This window comes from Niallia sp. FSL M8-0099, from assembly GCF_038006945.1.
GTDB lineage: Bacteria > Bacillota > Bacilli > Bacillales > Cytobacillaceae > Niallia > Niallia circulans.
Window position 1 is genome coordinate 801,515 of the sequence record NZ_JBBOWF010000002.1, and the last position, 23,134, is coordinate 824,648.

Genomic DNA, 23,134 nt, shown 5'->3' on the forward strand with positions numbered 1-23,134 from the left:
GTTATAAAAAGAAGAATTTTCTTCATGCAACATTACAATCTATCATGACTACTCTCTCTCTTACACTAAAATAATGTAAAAAAATCTTCCCTCCTACTAGAAAAATAAAAGAGAATATACTAAAGTTAGGAATATATAAAATTTTATCAATATTAAAATTAATTTTCCTTTAGCTATTCCAGCAAAGATTCTCTATAGAGAAACTGTAGAACACATTTCACAAATCTCTCCATAGTTCGTTTTTTACCATGTTATTTCCTCCAGAAACGACAAATTTATATTTTTTTCGCCAAAATCCGCACATTCTATTGAATTATTCAAAAATGATATGTATAATAACCAATATCAATAGTTTGGCAGGTGATTTATCATCGATGCAAATGAAATGAAGAGATTTTTATCTCAGGTATACAATAAGATTTCAAAGGATTTGTTTGGTGCTGGAACGACATTATTGAAGGTAACGATTGATCAGAATGTGATTACACTTCAAGCGAAGCATCCACGTGCCCCCCGCTCTGCTGCTCTCGAAGGAGAAGTACCGAGCCTTAAACAAGAGGTTGACTTTCATCTGTCCTTACTTTTTAAGAAAAAGCTAAAAGAACAACTAGAAGAAACGACAAATTGGAATATTGAAGCGATTCTTAGGGATTATGATTCTTTCACACAGCTTGCTTTTACAAACATTGTATTAACTAAACATTAATCTTGGATTTCTTCTTGGATTTATCTAAGCAGAACGCCACTATATACAAAAGATAAGTTTAATCTTTGTTTACAAAGAAAAGACAATCTTAAGTAGAAGGATAATTCTATTTAAGCTTGTCTTTTTTTATTATTTAATAGCTTGCGAGAAAGAGAGTTTCTTAAAGCCTAAAAAAACAAAATCATTCGGAGGGTTCTAAAATGAAAATGAAAAAATTAGTTAGTGCAGTAGCCGCATCATCCTTTTTATTATTAGCAGCATGCAGTTCCGATGGCGCATCAGACAGCAAAGAAAAAAAAGAAAAGCTAGTTGTTTCCACTTGGGGATTTAATGAAGATTTCTTCCGCAGTGAAATTTATGCACCATTCGAAAAAGAGAACAATGTAGAAATCGTCTTAGATACAGGTAATAATGCAGACCGCTTAAATAAAGTGAGACAAGGAAATTCAGATGTTGACGTCATCTTTTTATCCGACTATTACGCCCAGCAAGGAATTGAAGATAATGTTTTTGAAACGATTGATCGCAGCAAGCTGACTAATCTAGACAATATTTATGAAACGGCTAAAGCTCCACTTGGTGAAGAGTACGGACCTGCCTATACCATAGCGCAATTTGGAATTGCTTATAATCCAGATGAAGTAGCAAAACCCGTTGCTTCTTGGAAAGACCTATGGAGTGCAGATTTAAAGGGAAAAATTACGATCCCTAGCATTACCTCTACAACAGGGCCAATGATGGTAGACGTGGCTTCTTTAGTTAGCGGTGAACAAACTTTTAGCGAAGATAAAGCCTTTGAACAATTAAAATCCTTAATGCCAAGCGTTGTAAAAGAATATGGTCAAACTTCTGAATATGTAAATATGTTTGCTCAAGGAGAAATTGCCGCTGGGCCAATCATGGAAATGTACTTTGCTGATTTAAAAGAAGCAGTCCCTAATGCTGAATTTGTTACACCTGCTGAAGGTGGATATGCCGTTATGAATACAGTAAACATCGTAAAAGGTTCAGACCAAAAAGAACTATCAGAAAAATTCATCAACTATATTTTAGGAAAAGAAGCACAAGAAAAATCAGCTAAAAATAAAGTAGATTCACCGGTTAATACGCAAGTCGAATTAACAGAAGAAGAAGCACAAGGGTTAACATATGGCGAAGAGGTAATCACCAGCTTGCACACATTAGATATGAAATTTATCAACGATAACTTAAAGGGCTGGATTGATCGCTGGAACCGCGAGCTAGTTCAATAATAGAAAAGAGGGTCATCATGAAAGAGAAGCTGATATTGGATGTAGACACTGGCATTGATGATGCAATTGGTATTCTACTAGCTGTAAAAAGCAAATCATTTGATATTCTAGGGATTACAACTGTTAATGGAAATGTCTCCCTGGATCAAGCAACAACAAACACATGCAAAATACTAGATTTAGTAAAAGCAAATCATATTCCAGTAATAAAAGGAGCTGCCACTCCCCTCGTACGAGCACCATTCTTCGAACATCGCATACATGGAGAAGATGGTTTAGGCGGAGCACTAAAGGAGACAGCTGTCACTCATCCAGTGAGTGATGGCTTCGCTCCTGACTTTTTAATCAATTCCATTTTAAGCTTTTCGGGCGAAGTAACATTAGTGTTTACTGGCCCCTTAACCAATTTAGCTTTAGCCGTTAAAAAATGTCCGCAAATCACGAATCACGTGAAAGAAGTTATTTTTATGGGCGGGGTTGTAAAGGGACCAGGTAATGTAACGCCAACTGCTGAATTTAACAGCTATGTTGATCCCGAAGCTGTAAAAATTGTTTTACATGCAGGCTTTCCTGCTATCACGCAAGTCGGATTAGATGTAACAAGAAAAGCATTATTAACGAAAGATCATCTTCAGTTAATAACGGATAAATCTTTACAAGATTATATTGCTCAAAGTACAAATGACTATCAACAAAAATATTTTAACCGGTACGGAGTCCATGCTTGCGCTATGCACGACCCGCTCGCTGTAGGAATTGCCCTCAACAAAGGCCTAGTACAAACAGAAAAGTATTTTGTCGATGTTGAAACAAGAAGTGAATTATGTGATGGTCAGCTCGTCTGTGATTTTCAAAATCGTCTACAAAGAGAAGCGAATTTGCATATTTCCCTACAAGTAGATGCTGATGCCTTCTTCCAGATGTTTATTGATATTTTGAATGGTCACTTTGAGGAAAGGGAGTGACGTCTTGAAGAAACGATATTTATATTTACTTTTACTGCCAGGAGTATTATTTTTAACGATATTTTTATTAATACCTATTCTTTCAATGATGGGGACAACCTTTAATGAGGGAGGATCCTTTAGTTTGCAAGGATATATCGACTTTTTTAAGGATAAATACTTTATCGATATCCTTCTTACTACTTTACGCGTTAGTTTACTCACAACTTTTATTTGTATTTTAATTGGCTTTCCAGTTTCCTATTATATTGCGAAGCTTCCTAGCAAAAGAAAGGCGGTTCTCCTGTTATTCACGATTTTTCCATTGCTGACAAGTCCTGTTGTTCGTTCCTTTAGCTGGATGATTATTATTGGGAAAAATGGTGTGTTAAATAAAACGTTATTGAGTCTAGGGCTTATCCAAGAACCTTTAAATATTTTATATACGCCTAATGCAATTATTATCGGTTTAGTTCACCTTTTTCTTCCATTAATTATCGTAACGCTTGTTGGTGTAATGGAGAATATCGACAGTGATTTACTGCGTGCAGCAGAAAGTCTTGGTGCTTCCAAAATGGCATCCTTTATGAAAATCATTGTGCCATTATGTGTTCCCGGCCTTGTAATTGGAAGTATTTTAGTATTTGTGGGCAGCTTTACCGCATATACTACGCCTGCTTTGCTCGGTGGAAAACAACGGGTTATCTCCACTTTTCTTTATCAAAATGCAATTACCTTAAATGACTGGAAACTTGCCTCTATTGTGGCAACTATAATGATTATTTGTACCTTTATCATTATTTCGATCATGAATGGTGTTGCGAAAAAACTAAATCCAAAGGGGTAAACGTGTATGCAGGAAAAACATAGAGGATTGGCCCTGTTTACGATCCTTGTTTTTATTTTTTTACTTGGGCCGCTTGTAATAATATCGATTACCTCTTTTGAGAGTGGAAGTATTCTGAAATTCCCTCCAGAAGAGTTTTCCCTTAGATGGTATGAGAATATTTTTAAAGTGGAAATGTTTTTAAGCACCTTTAAAACATCCATTATTGTATCCATAGCAGGAAACATTTTAGCATTACTACTTGGTGTACCAGCAGCCTATGCGCTTAGCCGCTTTAACTTTGCTGGCAAAGGGATCATTAATGCTATCTTCGTTTCTCCGATTCTTATTCCAGGAATCGTTCTAGGTTTCTCTTTTTTGCGTTATATTGTTGTGACCTATAACCTTCCTATTTATTTATCCTTATTTATCGGTCATACAGTCATCATGCTGCCATTTATTATTCGCGTCATTTCTTCTAGTCTGGCAAACTTTGATTTTTCCATAGAAGAAGCGGCACTTAGTCTTGGTGCGAATCGAATTGGTACATTCTTTCGTGTCGTATTGCCGAACATTAAATCTGGCATTATCGCGGCTGTCATGATTGCCTTTTTAGAGTCCTTCAACAATGTGGATATTTCGGTTTATATGACTGGACCCGGTGTCAGTACGTTCCCTATTCAAATGCTGCTTTATGTAGAGAATTATTTTGATCCTACTGTTGCAGCCATCTCTGTTCTATTAATGTTCTTAACTGCTATCTTTATGTTTGTAGTGGAAAGATTAATGGGATTGTCTTATTTCACGAAAAGATAATGGAGGATAAAAATGGCTTTATTTACTTTAGAAAATGTATCTGTTGCATATGAAAAGAAAAATATATTAGAAGATTTTAATTTAAGTATTGAAAAAGGACAGCTTGTTTCCCTGTTAGGTCCAAGCGGCTGTGGAAAAACAACGACATTGCGCTTAATTGCAGGATTTTTAGAAGCAAGTAAAGGAAAATTTATTTTTGAAGGTAAAGATTATACAAAGGTTCCTGTTAACAAACGAAATTTCGGCTTTGTTTTTCAAAACTATGCGCTCTTTCCTCATCTATCTATTTTTGACAATATTGCATTTGGCTTGCGATTACGAAAAATCAACAAAAAGGAAATCGAGAAACGCGTTTTAAATATGCTGGAGATTGTAAACTTAAGGGGATTTGAACAACGATTTCCCAGCGAGCTATCTGGTGGTCAAAGACAACGTGTGGCAATCGCAAGAGCTTTAGTAATCGAACCTGATATTCTACTATTTGATGAACCACTAAGTAATCTTGATGCAAACCTTAGAGTCAATATGAGAGTAGAGATTCGCAGAATTCAGCAAGAACTAGGAATCACTACTGTTTACGTCTCCCATGACCAAGAAGAATGCTTCTCGATTTCAGATCAAGTTGCCATTATGAATAAAGGAGTCATTGAACAGCTGAGCGACCCAGCGACCATTTATCAATATCCCGAAACAAAGTTCGTTGCTGACTTTATCGGCTTTAAAAACTTCATTCCTTTTGATAAACGAATAGATCATGAGGATCATATCGAGCTTGAAAAAGCTGGATTGATCTTCAAGGTTGATCGACATGCACATATGGAAAATCTCAATAAAAAAGTGGGCGCCATTCGTCCCGATGATTTTATGATGGAGCCAAGCATAGATGCTATCCCAACGAATGGAATGAAGGGAATCATTAAAATTACGACATTCCTTGGCAGAAGCTATCAATATGTGGTAGAAACAGCCCTCGGTGATTTCACGATTAATAAAGAAATGGTTGAGCCATTTAAAAACGGACAAGAAGTAACGGTAATTATTCCACAGAATCAAATGGTACTAGTGGAATAGAGGAGGGTTTTTCGTGCAAGTAGATACACTCGTTTTGAACGGAATTGTGTTTAATAGTTATTTTAAACAATTTAGAAAAGAAAATATCGCGATTAAAGATGGAAAGTTCTTTTATATCGGAAAAAAGGGAAGAGAATTTTTCCAAGCAAAAGAGACGGTTGACGCTGATGGAAAATATATCATTCCAGGCTTAATTGATATTCACTTGCATATTGAAAGTACGATGGTTACACCTGCAACCTTTTCCTATGGATTAATAAAGAATGGAGTAACAACTATCGTTCCAGAACCCCATGAAATGGCCAATGTTTTTGGAATTGCTGGGGTAAAAGAAATGATTAAGGCAAGCAAAAATGAAGTGGTCGATATGTTTTATGGCATTCCGAGCTCTGTTCCCGCTACTGCAATGGAAACGACCGGCGGCGCAATTGAAATAGAGGATATCGAAGAACTGCTGCAGACAGAGTCCATCAAATGCCTAGGCGAAATCATGAATTACTATGATGTTCTCACAAAGCCAGATTGCAAAACCAATCAAATTCTCGACTTTGTTCGCAGCAACTATCCTGAACTAATAATTGAAGGCCATGTTCCTAAACTATTAGATGATGAATTACAAGGAATTGCTTTTGCTGGCGTCGGCTCCGACCATACTCACCAGACTGTGGAAGGAATGATGGAAAGAATTGCAATTGGCATGTTTTTAGAAATTCAAGAGAAATCGATGACAAAAGAAGTAATCGACTATCTCAGTGCAAATCCAGTTAAAGAACATTTTTGCTTTGTGACAGATGATGTAATGGCAGATTCTTTTCAAAGAAGAGGCCATTTAAATGTCTTGCTGAAGAAAGCTATTGCCATGGGGATGTCCATGGAGGATGCCATTTATGCTTGCACCTATACTCCTGCACAGCGGATGAGAATGTATGATAGAGGCGTTATCGCCCCAGGCAAAATAGCTGATTTTGTAATGGTGAGTAATGTCGCAGACTTTTCCATTGATGCTGTATATAAAAACGGCCAAAAAGTTTTTGAGCGAGACCTCCCATATGTGCAGAGAGCGGTCTCCAAACAATTCCCTGCCCCTTTCTATGAAAGTGTAAAGATTGCTCCCTTAAAGGCAGAGGATTTTGAAGTACCTATCGAAACAGAGAAAAAGAGTGTCACTGTTCGAACGATCCATGTACAAAATGGCTCTACTTTTACAGAAGAAAGACAAGATACACTTGCAGTGGAAGCAGGAAAATTACAATGGATGAATAGCGCTTATTGTTTAGTTAAAACATTTGAACGCTATGGAAAAAATAACAATCAAGCACATGGCTTAATCGGCGGAGATATTTTAAAAAAGGGCGCTGTTGCCACCACCTACTCCCATGATAATCACAACTTATTAGTAGTCGGGAAAAATAAAGCAGATATGCAGCTAGCTGCAAATGAAGTCATCAAAAACCAAGGCGGCATCTGCTGTGTCTATGACGGAAAAATCCTCTCCATGGTGCCACTACCAGTTGGAGGCATTCTATCGGAAGAACCTTTAGAAGTCATAGCATCACAAGTAGAAGAATTAACAGATGCTTTAAAGTCATTAGGTTACGAACATTATAATGTAATCATGTCATTAAGCACCCTGTCCCTGCCAGTAAGCCCAGCACTAAAAATAACAGACCACGGCTTAATTGCAGTAAACGAAGGCAAAGTCGTTTCCTTTGAGTTATGACATTATTAATAAAACTAAAGCATACTAAGATTAGTTGGTAAGGTCATCGACTGATGACCTTACCAACTATTTTTCTAAAATAAATAACCCCCGAATATCTTTTAGTGTGTATAATGTTTCGGGGTTATATTTGATTGAAATACATGTTCCAACCTCACTAAGATAAGGAGGTTTGTGGTAATCACCCGCAGACTGAATACATTCACTTTCCATGGGGCGAGCGCCATGCCTCCCCACGTCTTTAGTTCCTGCGGAGTCTTGGACTTTCTCACTACCCCCATAAGAGTATATGTGTATTCACGTCTGCTCCGTTTTTTCCTAGTAATTTTAGTTTTTCTTAAAAGAAAAATGGAACGAAGTAATCTTTAAAAACGGAGGACACACGACTCCTGCGGGAAGCAGAGCAAACTTTAGACCCCACAGGCTAAAGCTTGCTCTCCGGCGAAAGCCCACAATTGTGTAAGTACATTTTTTTCCCTTTAAATAAGAAAAAACTGCCACAATGACAGCCAAGTTTAATTTTATCTACGGAAGTTTAATTATAATTAACTGAAATGCCCTTTCCGCCTCTTGTTATGAAAGTGCTGATTCTTTCCATACCAGTAATAATTGGTTTCGCACGACTTATTAATGTTTTGGTGGCTTCGAGACCTAGAGATGCTTGATGGGCATCTTCATTTGCCCATACTTCATAAACATAAACAGAACCTGATTCATTCTCGGAAATATTCACAAGATATATTTCACATTCATCCAAATCCTTCATTGATTCTGCTGCTTCCAGATTAAGCCCTTATCAACAGAAGTCTCTATATAACCTATAATCTGCTCAAGGGTGAGCACTGTTAGTAGTTGTTTAAGTTCGCCCCTACCATAGTGTATCACCAAGTACAAAGGGGAAACATTCTTTTATATCGTTAGATTTTACCTCTTCTGTTTCAATGATAGTACCACTTATACTTAATGCTTCACTTAATTGTTGTGAAGCATTATAATCTAACAATTTGATGTTTAGTAATAGAAAGTCATTATGATATCGATTGAATATGTTTTCATCTGCTTCCATTCTATTTTTTAACCTAGGTAAATAAAAGCCTTTTAGCCAACTAGCATCAGTAATTAAATGAGTATAGTATCCCTGTATAAAATTGGAATCTTTATTAAAGTCTGTGTTGATAGATTTACAACCCAGCTTAGATACTGAATCAAACATATTAAAAGTCGCTTATATATGATTCCCATTAAGTTTTAAACAAACACTGCTATTTAAAAATAAGCCACGTCAAGTTAGTTTTTTTCCTATCCCCATACCAGAATAGTATTTTCTCTTATTGAAACATTTCACGTAGACGTCGTATATCTTTGATTGGGGACAGACCGAACTTTCTGTTATATTCCCGGCTGAAATGAGATGGACTTTCATACCCTACTTGGAACGCGGCCTCTGCCGCTTCCATATTTTCTGTTAAAAGCAATCGGCGTGCTTCCTGTAGGCGCAGTTGTTTCTGGTACTGAATCGGGCTCATTCCCGTGACTTCCTTGAAATGATAGTAAAAAGAGGAAGTACTCATACTGGCTTCTTTCGCTAATTTGTCCACCCTTAATGGTTGATCGAATTCCTGGTTCAATATTCCAATGATTTTCGCAATCCTCTGCCCCTGACTGCCTACAAGTGCAAAATGCTTTAAGGAGTCATTCTGATCATTCTGTAGAATACGGTAAACAATCTCACGCTGGACACTAGAGGCAAGGACTGGAATATCCTGGGGAGTTTCCAGTAGTCTGATAAGCCGCATTACCGCCTCAAGAAGCGAGTCATCTACCCGACTAATTATCAAACCGCAACCCGGGGGGCAATCTGATGTAACTTGATTAGATGTTTGTATGACTTCTAAAATTAAGTTCATATCAAGCTGCAGATTGACACATAAATAAGGCTTATCCGGCGATGCCTTCACCACCTGGCCTGTAATCGGCAAATGCACAGAAGCGGTCAAATAACTTGCCGCATCATATTCATAGCTTTCTTTTCCGAGCATAACTACTTTTGAACCTTGGGCCACGACGCATAGGGAAGGTTCGTAAACAGAATACATAGGTTCAGAAATCTGTGACGCACGCACAAACCTTAAGCCGGATATTAAAGTCTCATGCGCTCCATCCATTGTCACTTCTCTATCCAGTAACTCTACTAGTTCCATTATTCGACTCATGGGCAATCCCTCCGTTTTTACCAATAACTGTACATTTTTCTTTTTTCTATCTTATCTTCAATTAGAGAATTAGGCAATAATTATGTATCTTCCGACTATCTCCTTCTTTCTGCTAGGATGCATAATTAATTCATGATCAGCCACTTCAAATGGAGGGTTAGGATTTGATGAAAGTTTTCTTAGCTGCTATATGGATTTTCTTATTTTCTTTTTCAACCTATCAAAATTGGAGTGTCAGTCATCATTTAAATGTAAAAGGAGATGGAGAAATGAAAAAAGAACATGCTAATTCCCATCCTTACGTAGGCATGTGGGTAACAGCTGACGGCTATATTCGGCATAAACTGCTTCCGAATGGGCGTTATGACGAAGCTAGAGGTGACCGTAAAAGCGCCTATCAAGGTAGATATATAATCAAGGGCAATCATATTGAATATGTCGATGATACAGGCTTCACTGCTAACGGTGATTTTATCAACGGTATCCTTTACCATGCAGGTATGGTGCTCTATAGGGAAGAACTTAAGGAGGAGATGAATGAATGAGATCTTTACTTAAAGGAAAAGTGGTTGTGATTACTGGGGCAAGCAGCGGAATTGGTGAAACTACAGCCCGGTTGCTTGCAAGCTTAGGAGTCCATCTGGTAATCGGAGCAAGGCGCATAGAAAAACTAGAGACATTGGCATCAGATATTCGCGCCGATAATGGTTCTGTGATTGTTCATCAGCTCGACGTTACCGTTCTAGAACAGATGCAAGCAATGATTGAAAAAGCCCAAAATCGTTATGGACGTGTGGACGCTGTTGTCAATAATGCTGGCGTGATGCCCCTTTCTCCGCTAGAAGCATTGAAGATTGAAGAATGGAACCGTATGATTGATGTGAATATTCGCGGCGTACTCCACGGAATTGCTGCAGGTCTCCCTATCATGAAAAAACAGGGGTTCGGACATTTTATTAACATCGCATCTATCGGCGCATACGAAGTGACCCCTACAGCTGCTGTCTACTGTGCGACTAAATATGCTGTACGCGCAATAACAGATGGATTACGTCAAGAGACTGCGGGACAAGGCATCCGTGTGACCCTCGTATCACCAGGAGTAACGGAATCAGAACTAGCGGAAAGCATAACAGATAATGATACGAGAGAATTCATGAAGGAATACCGGCGTATTACTCTTCCAGCGACAGCTATTGCCCGCGCTATAGTCTATGCACTAGAACAGCCAGAAAATGTCGATGTTAGTGAAATGGTCATAAAACCCGTAGTGTAAGATTGATTTATGCAGATTTAGTACTTATGAGAAGAAGAGACAAGTTAATTACCTATAAAAGTAAGAAGCAATACGTTCGTTCTAGGGCATGTTTTCATATCTCATAACTACTTTAATAGATTTAGCAACGAAACAGTATTCTTTTTACATGAACGGATTCTTCCTTCTGTGCGAATCATAATGGATGTGCATTCTTTATGATTCGCATGCTTCTTTCATCACAATATTATTTTATAGCCACTTTGGAAGTAAAATACTTAATTTTATAAACCCAATAGTAAATAAGAATGTGTCTAGTTTTGTCCCGTGTTATCACTTCATCTCCTCTCCTCTTCCCACCTCCTCACTAGCTTTACTCCCATCACTCAACCTTCCAAACATACAATTACAGCAGGATTTTCCATCGTGATATACCCTGATTATTATTCTTGTTAGAGATTGATAGGAAATAGATAAAATTTTTCTCAAAAACTTGTAACGAAACGTACAGACACGGTATTAATACTAAGTACAGTATAAGAAAAGATCATCATGAGAAATATCAGAAACATTATGTGAACAGTTTTCTCCACTTATAAATATAAGAGATTTATAGGGAATAGAAAAAATTTTAAGAAACTTGTAACGAAATGTGTGGACACGGTATTAAAATTACGAACAGTTGAGAGAGAAGGTTGCCATGAATAAACTTGAAAAGGAATATGAGGAGATTCAACCAAAAATATATGGCTTTTTTTATGCGAAAACAGCGAGTCGAGAGACTGCTCAAGATCTCTGCCATGATACTTTTTATGAAGCATGTAAGAATATTACCTCTTTTAATGGGAATTCCACCTTGTCGACGTGGATATTCGCCATTGCAAATAATATCTTAAAAAAACATTATCGCAAAAATAAGTATCAGCAAAATATTATCCAAAAGCTTGCTATGATTCCGGAAGCAGACATACATACCATAGAAGAATTAGCAGAGATTCATGATGATATGCGAAGGCTATTGCATCATATTTCAAAGCTGGATGATGATGCAAGGGAATTAGTGATTTTACGTATTTACGGGGAACTGAGCTTTATGGAAATTGCAGAACTATTGGGTAAGTCAGAAACCTACGCACGTGTGACGTTTCATCGGCTAAAATTGAGAATCCAAAAGGAAATGGAGCTGACTATATGAAGAAGGACTGTACGATAACGCAGGATCTATTGCCATTATATGAAGAGGGGTTGTTACAGCCAGAAACAAAACTGTTTGTGGATGAGCATCTGCATAGCTGCGATGAGTGCCGTCAGATCGCTGAACAATCGCAAATTCCACTGGCACCAAAGGTAAAGCCCGGACTCTCTTCGAAAAAGATGATTCGGAAAGTAACGCTGCGGGTGGCTTCCATCCAGATCTTTTTTGTGGCCATTGCATTCTTGTTAGCCATGAGCACAAGTCTTATGAATGGCAGTGTGGGCTATATATTAACCTATACTATTTTAGGTGCCATCACCTATTTATTCTATCAATCTATGTTCATGTCGTTTTTAATTGCAGCTGCCCCGACCTTACTGTGGAGTATTATGAAGTATATGACGGATTGGCTCGGCGGTGTACCCTTAGAAAGTATTTCAGAGGAATTTGGAGTTACAATCATCGTCTTTTTCATGCATGTAATATTTACTATTATCGGGATTGCCATCGGTTTTTGTATTCGTAAAGTAATGGAGGAGAAGAAATAATGTTGAAAAAGAAAATAATATACATTTTGATTGCCGCTTCACTAATAGCAATAGTAATAGGTATCTATATCAAAGCAGCCGGGAATCCATATGAAATATCCAAAGCCAGAGACAGTCTTAAATCTTATTTAGTAAAAACATACCCTGAGAAGGACTTAACCATTAAGTGGTATGCAAAGTATAGCAGCAATAATGAAGACATTCGTTTTGAAGTCTTGGAAAAAGAACCACTTGGTGTGGAAACAACTTATAAGTTCAATGTCCATAGTTATGAACCTTATGATGTATTTATTGATACGATTCATGATACTAGTATAGATAAGAAAACATCACAAAAATTAAATAAGCAGGCAGAACAATATATCCTGAAACTCGTACAAAAAAACATCCCAGAACTCCATACAGTGGCAACAGATATCGAGGTTTACAATAATGATGTCAAAGTATGGACACCTAAACTGAAAACACCAAGGCCCTTTCTCATCATGATGGAAATTGAAAAAGACGACTTGACCAAGGAGCAGATGTTACAGCAAGCAAAGGCAATCCAGCAACAGCTGAATTCAGAGTCTATTGATTATCATTTAGCAGAGGTTGGGTACAGTGTTATGGTGAATAGCGAGAAGAGTTTTGATGAATATGTTAGTTTTACCCCCCAACAAAAATTAATGCTTAAGGATATAAATTAAAAGAGTACACTTTTCATACTTACTTTCGGGCAGTCACTTCTCTTATTGAACTAACCTGTCCGATTGTGTTACATAAGAGCAACCCCTTTTAAAAATTTAAAAGTCCTTAGTGCACCAAGGTGCTGATATTATTATTTAATCATTAGTTCTTCATACTTTGGTAATTCTTATTTACTCAGTGGGTAATGGAATAAATCAGGAAATTATGATTTATTTGGTAATAAAATCAATTTTTATACGAATTGTAGTAGAAACTTTGACTTTAGCTTTCTTATTGCTTCGAGTAGTATTATGGAGGGAAATACAAACTTCCATTATAATTCTGTGAAAGTTTGTATTTTTATTATATTATTAAAATTCTCTTATCATCCTATTATATTACTCAAGTATTTTATATAATTGTGGACTTCATTCTCATTATTAGCTGCATCTCGATACTAATATAACGAGCAACAGTTACCTTAATCCCTTGTTCGTTGTGGTTATACTATTTATTCTATAAAATGTAAGTTTCCTTGAAGGACGTACAAGAGAGAGTTCTCACAATTTGGTTTGTGGGGATTCTCTTTTTTATTTGCAGTTTGTGAAACTGTAAGAAGCTTCTTTTAATAGACGATAAGTAAGGAACGCTTTCCCATTTCTATTTTTGAGGAAGCAGAAGAACGTCCCTATGTTTCCTACCAAGAACTTGCTATAATGGAAGTAAAGTTAAAGATTACTTAAATTATACATGTATTGGTGATGATTTTTATGAACAGGATATTATGGGCTACTTTTATTTTTGTTGTGTTATTTGCGGGACTGGCAATAGGCAGTTCACTGGAAGTGTTAAATCAAACCACTATCAATGGCATTTTCTCCATCCTTCTTTCTGTTTTTATTATGTTTCTATTAGATAGCTTCTTGCATCTGCTGTCTAATGGTGAAACAAGCTGGAAAAAGAAGCATTATAAAAGTTTGTTAGAATGGGTTGATGATGGAGGAAACGGCGGCAGAAGGCTGGAACAAAACCTTTTGAAAGACATTAAACCGAAGTATAATCTTATAGACAACCTTGAGCTTATCAAACAGGCATTCACTAAAATCGAGAAGGAAAAAAGAGAACTCTTACTAGCTTACTTTAAGGCACAAAGAAACTCAGTTTCCCTTCCTGCCACCATTATGGCCATTTTATCTACTCTATTCGCTGGTATCCTGTTGTATTTTATTCAACACCCAGAGATATTCCGTATAGAAATTAGCGTAAATGCTGACTTTGCTTTCATTGTACAGCTATTTACTTGGATTTTCTTTTTTATCATTGTGATGTATCATCTTGTCAAAATGAATAAAAGAGCATCCACCAAAAATGAACTATTTATCGAAATATTGGAGAAACTAAAGGACTGATTGTGAGAACGGGGGAAATATGGATACTATTACACATACTTTATTTGGTATAGGAATCTATAAAAGTGTTAATAAAGAAAAAATGACTAGAAAAGAAAAATATGCCCTGCTTGTTACATCAATAGGTGCCAGCCAAATCCCTGATATTGATGTTATCTCCCAGCTCTGGGACACTACAGGGCAGTATCAGATGTGGCATAGAGGCATCACCCATTCTATTTTTCTAGCTCCTATATGGGCTTTAATCTTTTACATGATCAATCGTTTCGCTTTTAAAATAAAAGGAATTCAATCATATTATATTGCACTTCTCGCCGTTTTCATCCACAATACTAGTGATGTATTCAACGCATGGGGAACAGGTTATCTCGAACCATTTTCATCTGTTCGTTTAACTTTTGGAACAGTTCCGATTGTTGATTTAGTGATATGGTTTATCTTTTTATTAACCTTTATTGGTTCCAAAGTGTATCCTAAAATAAAGCCACATGTATTATTCCGTATTGGCTGGATTCTAATTGTACTTCATATCGCTATCCAATCTCTTCAAGGTGCTGTTTTATATAAAAACTATCAAAAGGATTATCAGGATGTTGCCCTGTCTGCCAGCTTTATCCCTTGGCATTTTACCATTATCGGAAAAAATGCTGATACGGTCGATATCATGAATGATTCCCTTCTAACAAAAGCTAATTTTGTGGATAGACTTACTTCAAGCGATGAAGTGGACCTTGATTACCTATTTGCAGAAAATCCTGCAGCTGCAACATTATACAGATGGTCACCATTTGTAGTTGTAGTAGATGACGACAATCGAATCGGCATTTATGATCCGCGCTTTTACCGAAATGGAGAATCTTTTTTGGGAGAGTATTTAGATAAATAATGTTTTCCATTGATAGCTATCAAAATAAGCTTGGACTGGTAACGATTATCTTGAAGAAGCTCACTGATGGCCCATACATGGATCTTCAGCAGGAGTATTAGATTTAGCCGTAAATGAGAAAACTCGTTATTTTCTTCGGTAAAATGGGATCACTGTAAAAGTGAAAAAGTTGAGGTCATCTTTTTTCCAATTGTGATCAAGTTCAAGTAAAGCTAAATGGAAATAGGATACTATTAAAGTTTGATGAAAACTTTGGTTATTTTGTTACAAATGTAGCTGCAACAGATCCCTATCAATGCTTTGGGAGGCTAAGTAGTCGAGCAAGAATTATTCCCTGTTTTTTCCCCTGCCCAATTAAAATTAGATATATGGGAAATTCCAGAAATTTTTAAGAATGTACTAAAATCAGTGTTTCCTGATAACGATTAATAATATCGCTGAATCTCTGCTGTAACATATAATAAATACTGGATTTCCGCTTGCAGATGTCCTCCTATTATTCCAGTAGTTTTAGTACTGTATGGTTAAAATCAAGAAATCGCCAGTTTAACCGGCGATTTCCCTTTACTTAAAAGTATCCTTTTCTAATTTCTATTGATAAAGTCAGAAGTCCTCCATTGTCATCTGCTAATATTCCTAATTACCTCTTCTATCAAAGCTCCGCCCCATTACTCTTAATTACTTTTTGGTACCAGTAAAAGGAATCTTTTTTAATTCGTTTGTAGCTTCCATTTCCTAGATCGTCTGCATCGACATAGATGAAGCCGTATCTTTTGCTCATTTGGGAGGTAGAGGCACTTACGATATCTATGCAACCCCAAGATGTATATCCCATCATCTCTACCCCCTCTTTGCATGCCAGATTCATTTGCTCAAAGTGTCTACGGAAATAATCAATCCGATAATCATCATGTACCTGACCATCCACTAGTTCATCAATTGATCCTATGCCATTTTCCACTACAAATAATGGAAGATGATAACGATCATATAAATCAATGAGGGAAATTCGCAAGCCGACTGGATCTACTTGCCAGCCCCAATCGCTAATATCCAAGTATGGATTTTTCACACTTGTTATTAAGTTACCACCAACCTTTTCCATCGATTCCTCATTAACACTTTTAATCATCGACATATAATAACTAAACGATACGAAATCTACTGTATGCTGTTTGAGAATTTCTTCGTCCCCCTCTACCTTTTCTATGACAATATTATTCTCTTCAAAATATCGTTTCATAAACAACGGATACTCGCCAAACACTTGAACATCGGAATAAAAATAATTTTCTCTATTATGCCTTTGGGCAAGTACTACATCCTCAGGATTAGAAGTTAGTGGGTAAGCAAGGGTCCTCGTTAACATACAGCCAACTTTTGCGTCTTTGATCATTTCATGCGCATATTTAGTAGCTAAACTGCTGGCAACAAATTGATGATGAAGAGCCTGATAAATGGCATTTTCTGCTTCTTTTTTGCTAGAATACTTTTCTTCTACTACACCGACAGTAGTAAAAGGATGTCTGAAAACACTATCGATTTCATTAAACGTCAGCCAATATTTTACATACTGTCCAAAGTGGTCGAAACAAACTTTCGCATAATTTACAAACATATCTACCACTTCTCTTGAGACCCATCCATCATAATGGTTGACTAAATACAATGGCATTTCATAGTGAGACAAAGTAACAAGAGGCTCAATATTTCTTTTTCTCATTTCTTTAAAAAGACGAACGTAAAAGTCAATTCCTGCTTGAATAGGTTCCTTTTCTGTACCGTTAGGAAACAATCTGGTCCAAGCAATCGATACACGTAAACATTTCATGCCCATTTCTTCAAATAATGCCAAATCTTCTACATATCGATGATAAAAGTCAATTCCTCTTCTTTTTGGATAATAGACTGTATCATCTGTTTTCATTGCTTCTTCAATTTGCTTTGGACTTACATGCCACTGGCTGACATAGTCCTTTTTATCAATATTTGGTTTATACTTGGCCACATCTGCAACCGACATCCCTTTCCCGTCTACATTCCAAGCTCCTTCTGCCTGATTGGCAGCAATTGCTCCACCCCATAAAAAATCTTTCGGAAAATAACTTTTCATTGCCATTTATCTCTCCACCTTTTCTACTGATTGAAGAAGTTCTAAGTCTTCTCCATTTGATTCAATGATTCTTTTATAATAGTAGAAACTTTCTTTTCTTATTCTCTTCAGGCTGCCGGTTCCATCGTTTTGCTTATCGACATAAATAAATCCATAGCGCTTTTCCATTTCTCCTGTTCCTGCTGAGACAATATCAATTGGTCCCCACCAAGTGTAGCCTATAATTTCACAGCCATCTTTTATTGCTTCTGCCATCATTTCTACATGTTCCTTTAAATACTGCATTCGCTCCACATCCATAATGCTGCCATCTTCCTCTACTTTGTCATGTAATCCAATTCCATTTTCCACGATAAATAGCGGCTTTTGATATCGATCTGTTAGTTCATTACAAACATATCGAAGTGCGAGTGGGTCAATTGGCCATCCCCATGGTGTTTCTTTTAAATATGGATTTTTCTTTCCTAGCAAACCACCAGTATTCCCTAGAATTTTCATCCCAGCCTCGTGAAGAGAACTTCGATAAAAACTAAATCCTAAATAATCACATGTTCCCTCTTTTATTACCTGTAGATCCTCTTCTCGAATATCAAGGCTTAAATGGTTCTCCTCTACAATCCGTTTAAAATAGGCAGGGTATTTCCCTCTAATATGGACATCACTATAAAACAACGATCTTCTTCTTAATTCGTTTGCTTCGAAAACATCTTTCGGATTACAAGTTGCTGGATAAATAGGACTTAAGGAAAGCATACAGCCGACTTGTAAGGACTTATCAATACCGTGCGCAATTTTTACAGCCTTCGCACTAGCGACAAACATATGATGGCTAGCCTGATACATATCTTGCAATTTCTGCTGCTCATCCTCTCCTTCAATATAAAGACCTGCAGCTAGCAAAGGAAGGGTATGTGTATGATTAATTTCATTAAAAGTCATCCAATATTTCACTAAACCATGATACCGTTCAAACACAACTTGAGCATATTGTTCGAAAAAGGCAATTAGCTGTCGATTTTTCCATCCTCCATATTTTTTTACTAAATGAAGGGGAGTTTCAAAGTGTGATAGAGTCACAACAGGTTCTATGTTGAAAGAACGCAAAGTTTGAAACATATCTTCATAAAAGGCTAAACCTTTTTCATTCGGTTCTGCTTCATCTCCTTCCGGAAAAATACGGCTCCATGCAATAGAGGTTCGGAAACATTTCAATCCAGCCTCTGCTAATATAGCAATATCCTCTTTATACGTATGGTAAAAATCAATTGCATCATGACTTGGATAAAATACACCATCACGAATCTCTAATGTTAAGTTATCAAAACGATTTTTTCCTACAGGTAAAATATCTGCTATGCTCAGTCCTTTTCCATCCTTTAAATATGCACCTTCCGCCTGATTAGCAGCAATAGCTCCTCCCCATAGAAATCCTGTTGGAAACTTACTCATACTGTTGCACCTCCACTATTTTTCCATTTCATTAAATGAATCATTTCTTGATCATTTGCTGTAATGATCTCCTCTTGAACTTCAGCAGTTAAGTTAGTGAAAATCATCATTGTTGTCGGATCATAACCAGCATTTTTTATTGCTTCTAGATCAAATTCACCCAGAATCTGGCCTTTTTCAACTGAATCTCCCACTTTTACTTTTGCATTAAAACCTTTCCCATTTAGCTCCACCGTATTAATTCCGATATGCAATAACATCTCTACACCGGTATTCGATTTTAAGCCGAAAGCATGACCAGTTGGGAATGCAACCTCAACTTTTCCATCAAACGGCGAATAAAGAATTCCTTTTGTTGGAACAATGGCAATACCATCTCCCATTGCTCTTGATGAAAATACCTCATCGTTCACATCATCTAAAGAAATTGCATGTCCAATTACCGGCAGCTCCATTTTACCTTCAGCTGCTTTTTTATTGATTATTGAATCTTGCTCCTCTTCTTTAATTCCAATAAAATATGTCAAAACCGCACTTAATATAAATGCACCAGCTATACCTATTACATAATAGATGAAGGTATCACCAAGAAAAGCTGGTAAAGTAGTCAATGCGGGAAACACATAGACAATTGCTTTTGTTTGCATGGCTCCCATGAAGGCTCCCATGATTCCTCCTGCTATTGCTTGAGCGATGAGCGGCCTTTTATATCTTACGGATAAACCATATACTATGGGTTCTGTTATTCCCCCTAACAATGCAGGTACAAGGGAAGTCAGTGCCAAGCTCTTTGTTCCTTTATTTCTGCTTCTTAAGTACACACCTAGTGCAACACCAGCACTGGCAAAGGTTGCAGCAGCAATCATTGGACGTAAAGTATCAAACCCATATGTTGCAAGATTATTAATCATGATTGGAACAATACCCCAATGAATCCCTAACATTACAAGGAATGTCCAACCAGCTCCAATGATAAGACCAGCTAGTAAACCACTCTTACTGCTAATTAAATTCATCATGCTTCCTAATCCATTACCTAATCCTACACCTATAGGACCAATGACCATCGCTGTAAGTGGTACCATAATTAGTAATGCAACCATTGATAGAGCAAATATTTGAATACTTTTTGGAACAAACCTCTTCAAAATTTTCTCTAAATGAGAATAAACGTAAATAGCTACAATTGCTGGGATTACCGTCCCAGAATAAGTCATTAAAACGGTTGGTATACCTAGAAAATCAACAGTAGTTCCATTTTCTGTTACGAGTCCTACAAAGTTAGGCTCTAATAGAGAGGCCACAATAGCTAATGAAACAAATTGATTTACTTTAAAAACCCTTGCAGCACTAATTGCTAGAAAAAGTGGTAAAAAGTAAAATACACTATTCCCTGCTGCTGATAGTATTTTATACGTACTGCCATCTGCATCTAATATGTGATACTGTGATAATAAAACAAGGAGAGCCTTGGTCATCCCAGCACCAGCGAGCGCAATGATGATTGGATTAAAGATAGAAGAGATTACATTAAAAAATCGAATAAGGAGATTGCCTGATTTTTTCTCTTCTGCCTCTCCCTCATTAGGATTATCCGAATCAGATCCTAAAGCACTTTTTATTTTGTATTTATCCATGATATACTGATACACATCTGCTACTTCATTTCCAATTACAACCTGGAACTGACCATTGGATTCTACAATGGAAAGAACTCCGGGTAATTTCTGAATCTTTTCTTTATTGATCTTTGCAATTGTCTCATCTTTTAATTTAAAGCGTAGTCTTGTTACGCAATGATATAAACTAATAATGTTTTGCTCTCCACCAACGCCGTCAATGATTTCTTGAGAAAGCTTGCCATAATCTTTTGACATGTTGAACGCTCCTTTTAATTTTTATGAAGTTTTCTAATTACACATTAAATATAGCAACATAGTTAACGTTTTCATTAAAATTTCGTTTTTTGGAAACCATTACATTTCAGGAGGGATTATTAGGTGGGGCAGCTAATTGTACGATTGCTTACTGTTCTTAACAATGAACGACTAGATTCAACTAACTATCATATCGCCATTACTCTATTAAATCATTATAATGAAATCTCACACTTAAGCATCTCTGAAGTGGCCAAGCTTTGCAATGTTTCAAAGTCTACGATCTCTAAGTTTGCCCGTTCTATTGGATTTGATGACTACTTTGATTTGAAGGATGCAGCCCCTTTTATAGAGAATCGCTATCAAAATGATTTGAATTACGTCTCCAATATTTTGTCTTCTATTGAAAAATTAGGGACGGAAAGCTACTTTGATGCCATTATCAAAGATATAGAAGCATATAAAAGAGAAATTGATTTAGAAGCCATTGACAGACTGGCTAAAGATATCCTACATTTCAAAAATGTTGCTTCCTTTGGCTTATTATTTTCGGAATCAGCCGCCTTTGATCTGCAATATAAATTAGCTTATAACGGGAAATTTATTGTCACTTTTCAAAGTGATAGGAAACAAGAGGAGTATATCGAAGAAGCGGAAGAAGATACATTAATTATCATTTTTTCTAACTCAGGAAACTTCTTAGAAAAACAACAGCTTCGGGCAGGAACACCAAAGAAAAATGTTTTTAAAAATACGAAAGCAAAAATCGTTGTAATCTCCTCCAATCCAAAGGTGCATGATTACGATTTCGTTCAAGATTCTATCCTCTTCCCACATCAAACAGATATCCAAACCCACTCCTTTATCTATCAAATCGTAATGGACATGCTCGTTTCAAGATTTAGATACTATAGAAGAAAGGAATCATAGGGACGATTCATATGAGGATAAATTATTTGTTTTTTAAACATATTTCATAAAAATAAAAGGCCAAGTAAAAGTATTTCCACTTCTACTTGGCTTTTTTATGGAGAAAGTCCTCGGAAGAACCATTCCTTTGCTTATTTCACTAGACTTTCTACTACGTCGTCAATGATTTGTGTATTGGCGATTGGACCGGAGTATAGCCAGCTTGTGTCAGGACCGTATTCATAAATGTTTCCTTTTTTCACAGCTGGAATATTGGACCATAGGGAATCTTTAAGCACTTCTGCTCCTTTACCGTCACTATTGATTAGGAATAGATGATCGGCATCCAATTGAGCAAGTTTTTCTAATGAAATGGCTGACCAGTTTCCTGTTGCAGTAGCGGATATTTCTTTTACTACTTTTGGAACCTTTAAGCCTAAATCGCCATATAGAACTGCTCCGCTTGATACATTCTCTCCGACAATAAATAATTGATTCGATACTAGCCAAATTGCTGCTGCTGATTCATCTTTAATAGATGCCTGAATCTTCCCTTTCGCATCTTCTGCCTTTTTGTTATAGTCTGCTAACACTTTTTCTGCCTCTGCCTTTTTCCCAATTACTTCTCCAATTGTTTGGAGCCTCGTGCGCCAGTCATTATTATTTTCTTTTGAAACAACATAGGTAGGAGCAAGTTTCGCGTATTGATCATATTTTGCCCCCTCTACTTGTGCGCCCGATGACATTAATACTAAATCAGGAGCAAAGCTGGACACTGCTTCATAAGGCAGTGAAGAGTCAATGGTTGGGACATCTTTTAACGAGTCTTGCAGATAAGCTTGAACCCCTTTTCCCTCTTTAATGGACCATTGAGCAACTGGAGTTACCCCTAATGATAGTAAATCATCTTCTAAGTATGAACCAATAATTCTTTTTGGCTCTGCCGGAACCTTTACTTCATTTCCAAGTGCATCTGTTAATGTACGTTCTGTTGCATCTTGGGAAGCGCCATTCTCTTTATTTTTATTTTCTTTACTATTATTATTTCCACATGCCGCAAGAACAGTGAAAACTAGTAGTAAACAAATAAATAATATTGATTTCATCTTTCGGTTATTCATTATGTATCCTCCTAATAGGTTATATTTCGATTATAAATGATAACGATTATCACTTTCAATAATAATATCGATTTTCAATTAATTTTATAGTAAAATTAATTGAAATGTTTCCTATATCGATTATTATTTAACCATTTACATACTATTATTTACT

22 protein-coding genes are annotated in these 23,134 nt (G+C 36.7%); 15 read left to right on the forward strand and 7 right to left on the reverse strand.

Annotation, left to right across the window (positions count from 1 at the left end):
• Positions 1 to 385: 385 nt before the first annotated feature.
• The 7 genes from NSQ92_RS18635 to NSQ92_RS18665 all read left to right on the forward strand — a co-directional run bounded on the left by NSQ92_RS18635 (position 386) and on the right by NSQ92_RS18665 (position 7,336).
• Positions 386 to 706, forward strand: coding sequence for a Na-translocating system protein MpsC family protein (locus NSQ92_RS18635; protein WP_047944423.1), 321 nt, complete (start codon positions 386 to 388; stop codon positions 704 to 706).
• Positions 707 to 912: 206 nt separating this feature from the next.
• A complete protein-coding gene (locus NSQ92_RS18640) occupies positions 913 to 1,959 on the forward strand; it encodes an ABC transporter substrate-binding protein (protein WP_341153299.1) in 1,047 nt (348 codons plus the stop codon).
• 17 nt (positions 1,960 to 1,976) lie between these two features.
• The gene (locus tag NSQ92_RS18645; RefSeq protein WP_047944424.1) at positions 1,977 to 2,924 is read left to right on the forward strand and encodes a nucleoside hydrolase; all 948 of its coding nucleotides are present in this window, start codon (positions 1,977 to 1,979) and stop codon (positions 2,922 to 2,924) included.
• Between the two features lie 4 nt (positions 2,925 to 2,928).
• Positions 2,929 to 3,750, forward strand: coding sequence for an ABC transporter permease (locus NSQ92_RS18650; RefSeq protein ID WP_341153063.1), 822 nt, complete (start codon positions 2,929 to 2,931; stop codon positions 3,748 to 3,750).
• A gap of 6 nt (positions 3,751 to 3,756) precedes the next feature.
• Positions 3,757 to 4,545, forward strand: coding sequence for an ABC transporter permease (locus NSQ92_RS18655; RefSeq protein ID WP_047944426.1), 789 nt, complete (start codon positions 3,757 to 3,759; stop codon positions 4,543 to 4,545).
• Positions 4,546 to 4,557: 12 nt separating this feature from the next.
• Entirely contained in the window at positions 4,558 to 5,616 is a 1,059-nt protein-coding gene (locus NSQ92_RS18660) for an ABC transporter ATP-binding protein (protein ID WP_341153064.1), read from the forward strand.
• Positions 5,617 to 5,629: 13 nt separating this feature from the next.
• Positions 5,630 to 7,336 carry an adenine deaminase C-terminal domain-containing protein gene (locus NSQ92_RS18665; protein ID WP_341153065.1) on the forward strand — a complete coding sequence of 569 codons (1,707 nt, stop codon included), beginning with the start codon at positions 5,630 to 5,632 and terminating at the stop codon, positions 7,334 to 7,336.
• A 535-nt stretch (positions 7,337 to 7,871) separates the two neighbouring features.
• Here NSQ92_RS18665 and NSQ92_RS18670 read toward each other — a convergent pair.
• The 3 genes from NSQ92_RS18670 to NSQ92_RS18680 form a co-directional block, all read right to left on the reverse strand.
• A complete protein-coding gene (locus NSQ92_RS18670; RefSeq protein WP_217279699.1) occupies positions 7,872 to 8,102 on the reverse strand; it encodes a putative quinol monooxygenase in 231 nt (76 codons plus the stop codon).
• 102 nt (positions 8,103 to 8,204) lie between these two features.
• Entirely contained in the window at positions 8,205 to 8,549 is a 345-nt protein-coding gene (locus NSQ92_RS18675; RefSeq protein WP_341153066.1) for a hypothetical protein, read from the reverse strand.
• A 115-nt stretch (positions 8,550 to 8,664) separates the two neighbouring features.
• Positions 8,665 to 9,549 (reverse strand): AraC family transcriptional regulator N-terminal domain-containing protein, encoded by an 885-nt coding sequence (locus NSQ92_RS18680; RefSeq protein ID WP_163188330.1) that lies wholly within the window; start codon positions 9,547 to 9,549, stop codon positions 8,665 to 8,667.
• A gap of 269 nt (positions 9,550 to 9,818) precedes the next feature.
• On the opposite strand from NSQ92_RS18680, the gene NSQ92_RS18685 reads away from it, so the two are divergent.
• From NSQ92_RS18685 to NSQ92_RS18715, 7 genes are all read left to right on the forward strand, one after another.
• Positions 9,819 to 10,094 carry an Atu4866 domain-containing protein gene (locus tag NSQ92_RS18685; RefSeq protein WP_172865307.1) on the forward strand — a complete coding sequence of 92 codons (276 nt, stop codon included), beginning with the start codon at positions 9,819 to 9,821 and terminating at the stop codon, positions 10,092 to 10,094.
• Positions 10,091 to 10,825, forward strand: coding sequence for an SDR family oxidoreductase (locus tag NSQ92_RS18690; RefSeq protein WP_163188327.1), 735 nt, complete (start codon positions 10,091 to 10,093; stop codon positions 10,823 to 10,825). Before NSQ92_RS18685 ends, NSQ92_RS18690 begins: the two co-directional genes overlap by 4 nt.
• Before the next feature lie 679 nt (positions 10,826 to 11,504).
• A complete protein-coding gene (locus tag NSQ92_RS18695; protein ID WP_163188325.1) occupies positions 11,505 to 11,999 on the forward strand; it encodes an RNA polymerase sigma factor in 495 nt (164 codons plus the stop codon).
• A complete protein-coding gene (locus tag NSQ92_RS18700) occupies positions 11,996 to 12,547 on the forward strand; it encodes a zf-HC2 domain-containing protein (protein WP_341153067.1) in 552 nt (183 codons plus the stop codon). Before NSQ92_RS18695 ends, NSQ92_RS18700 begins: the two co-directional genes overlap by 4 nt.
• Entirely contained in the window at positions 12,547 to 13,236 is a 690-nt protein-coding gene (locus NSQ92_RS18705) for a YfjL-like protein (RefSeq protein WP_341153068.1), read from the forward strand. The genes NSQ92_RS18700 and NSQ92_RS18705 overlap by 1 nt, the downstream gene beginning before the upstream one ends.
• A gap of 750 nt (positions 13,237 to 13,986) precedes the next feature.
• Entirely contained in the window at positions 13,987 to 14,625 is a 639-nt protein-coding gene (locus tag NSQ92_RS18710) for a hypothetical protein (RefSeq protein ID WP_047944430.1), read from the forward strand.
• 19 nt (positions 14,626 to 14,644) lie between these two features.
• Positions 14,645 to 15,511 (forward strand): metal-dependent hydrolase, encoded by an 867-nt coding sequence (locus NSQ92_RS18715; protein ID WP_047944431.1) that lies wholly within the window; start codon positions 14,645 to 14,647, stop codon positions 15,509 to 15,511.
• A 652-nt stretch (positions 15,512 to 16,163) separates the two neighbouring features.
• Here NSQ92_RS18715 and NSQ92_RS18720 read toward each other — a convergent pair.
• Genes NSQ92_RS18720 through NSQ92_RS18730 form a run of 3 tightly spaced genes read right to left on the reverse strand, consistent with a single transcriptional unit; the run spans position 16,164 to position 20,950 of the window.
• Positions 16,164 to 17,630 (reverse strand): glycoside hydrolase family 1 protein, encoded by a 1,467-nt coding sequence (locus NSQ92_RS18720; protein ID WP_144544590.1) that lies wholly within the window; start codon positions 17,628 to 17,630, stop codon positions 16,164 to 16,166.
• Positions 17,631 to 19,073 carry a family 1 glycosylhydrolase gene (locus NSQ92_RS18725; protein ID WP_047944432.1) on the reverse strand — a complete coding sequence of 481 codons (1,443 nt, stop codon included), beginning with the start codon at positions 19,071 to 19,073 and terminating at the stop codon, positions 17,631 to 17,633.
• Positions 19,070 to 20,950, reverse strand: a complete 1,881-nt coding sequence (locus tag NSQ92_RS18730) for a beta-glucoside-specific PTS transporter subunit IIABC (RefSeq protein ID WP_341153069.1) — start codon at positions 20,948 to 20,950, stop codon at positions 19,070 to 19,072. Before NSQ92_RS18730 ends, NSQ92_RS18725 begins: the two co-directional genes overlap by 4 nt.
• Positions 20,951 to 21,073: 123 nt before the next feature.
• Between NSQ92_RS18730 and NSQ92_RS18735 the strand changes: the two genes are divergently transcribed.
• The gene (locus tag NSQ92_RS18735) at positions 21,074 to 21,880 is read left to right on the forward strand and encodes a MurR/RpiR family transcriptional regulator (protein WP_341153070.1); all 807 of its coding nucleotides are present in this window, start codon (positions 21,074 to 21,076) and stop codon (positions 21,878 to 21,880) included.
• Positions 21,881 to 22,011: 131 nt separating this feature from the next.
• Here the strand turns inward: NSQ92_RS18735 and NSQ92_RS18740 are convergent, their stop codons facing one another.
• A complete protein-coding gene (locus NSQ92_RS18740) occupies positions 22,012 to 22,980 on the reverse strand; it encodes an iron-hydroxamate ABC transporter substrate-binding protein (RefSeq protein WP_341153071.1) in 969 nt (322 codons plus the stop codon).
• Positions 22,981 to 23,134 lie beyond the last annotated feature (154 nt).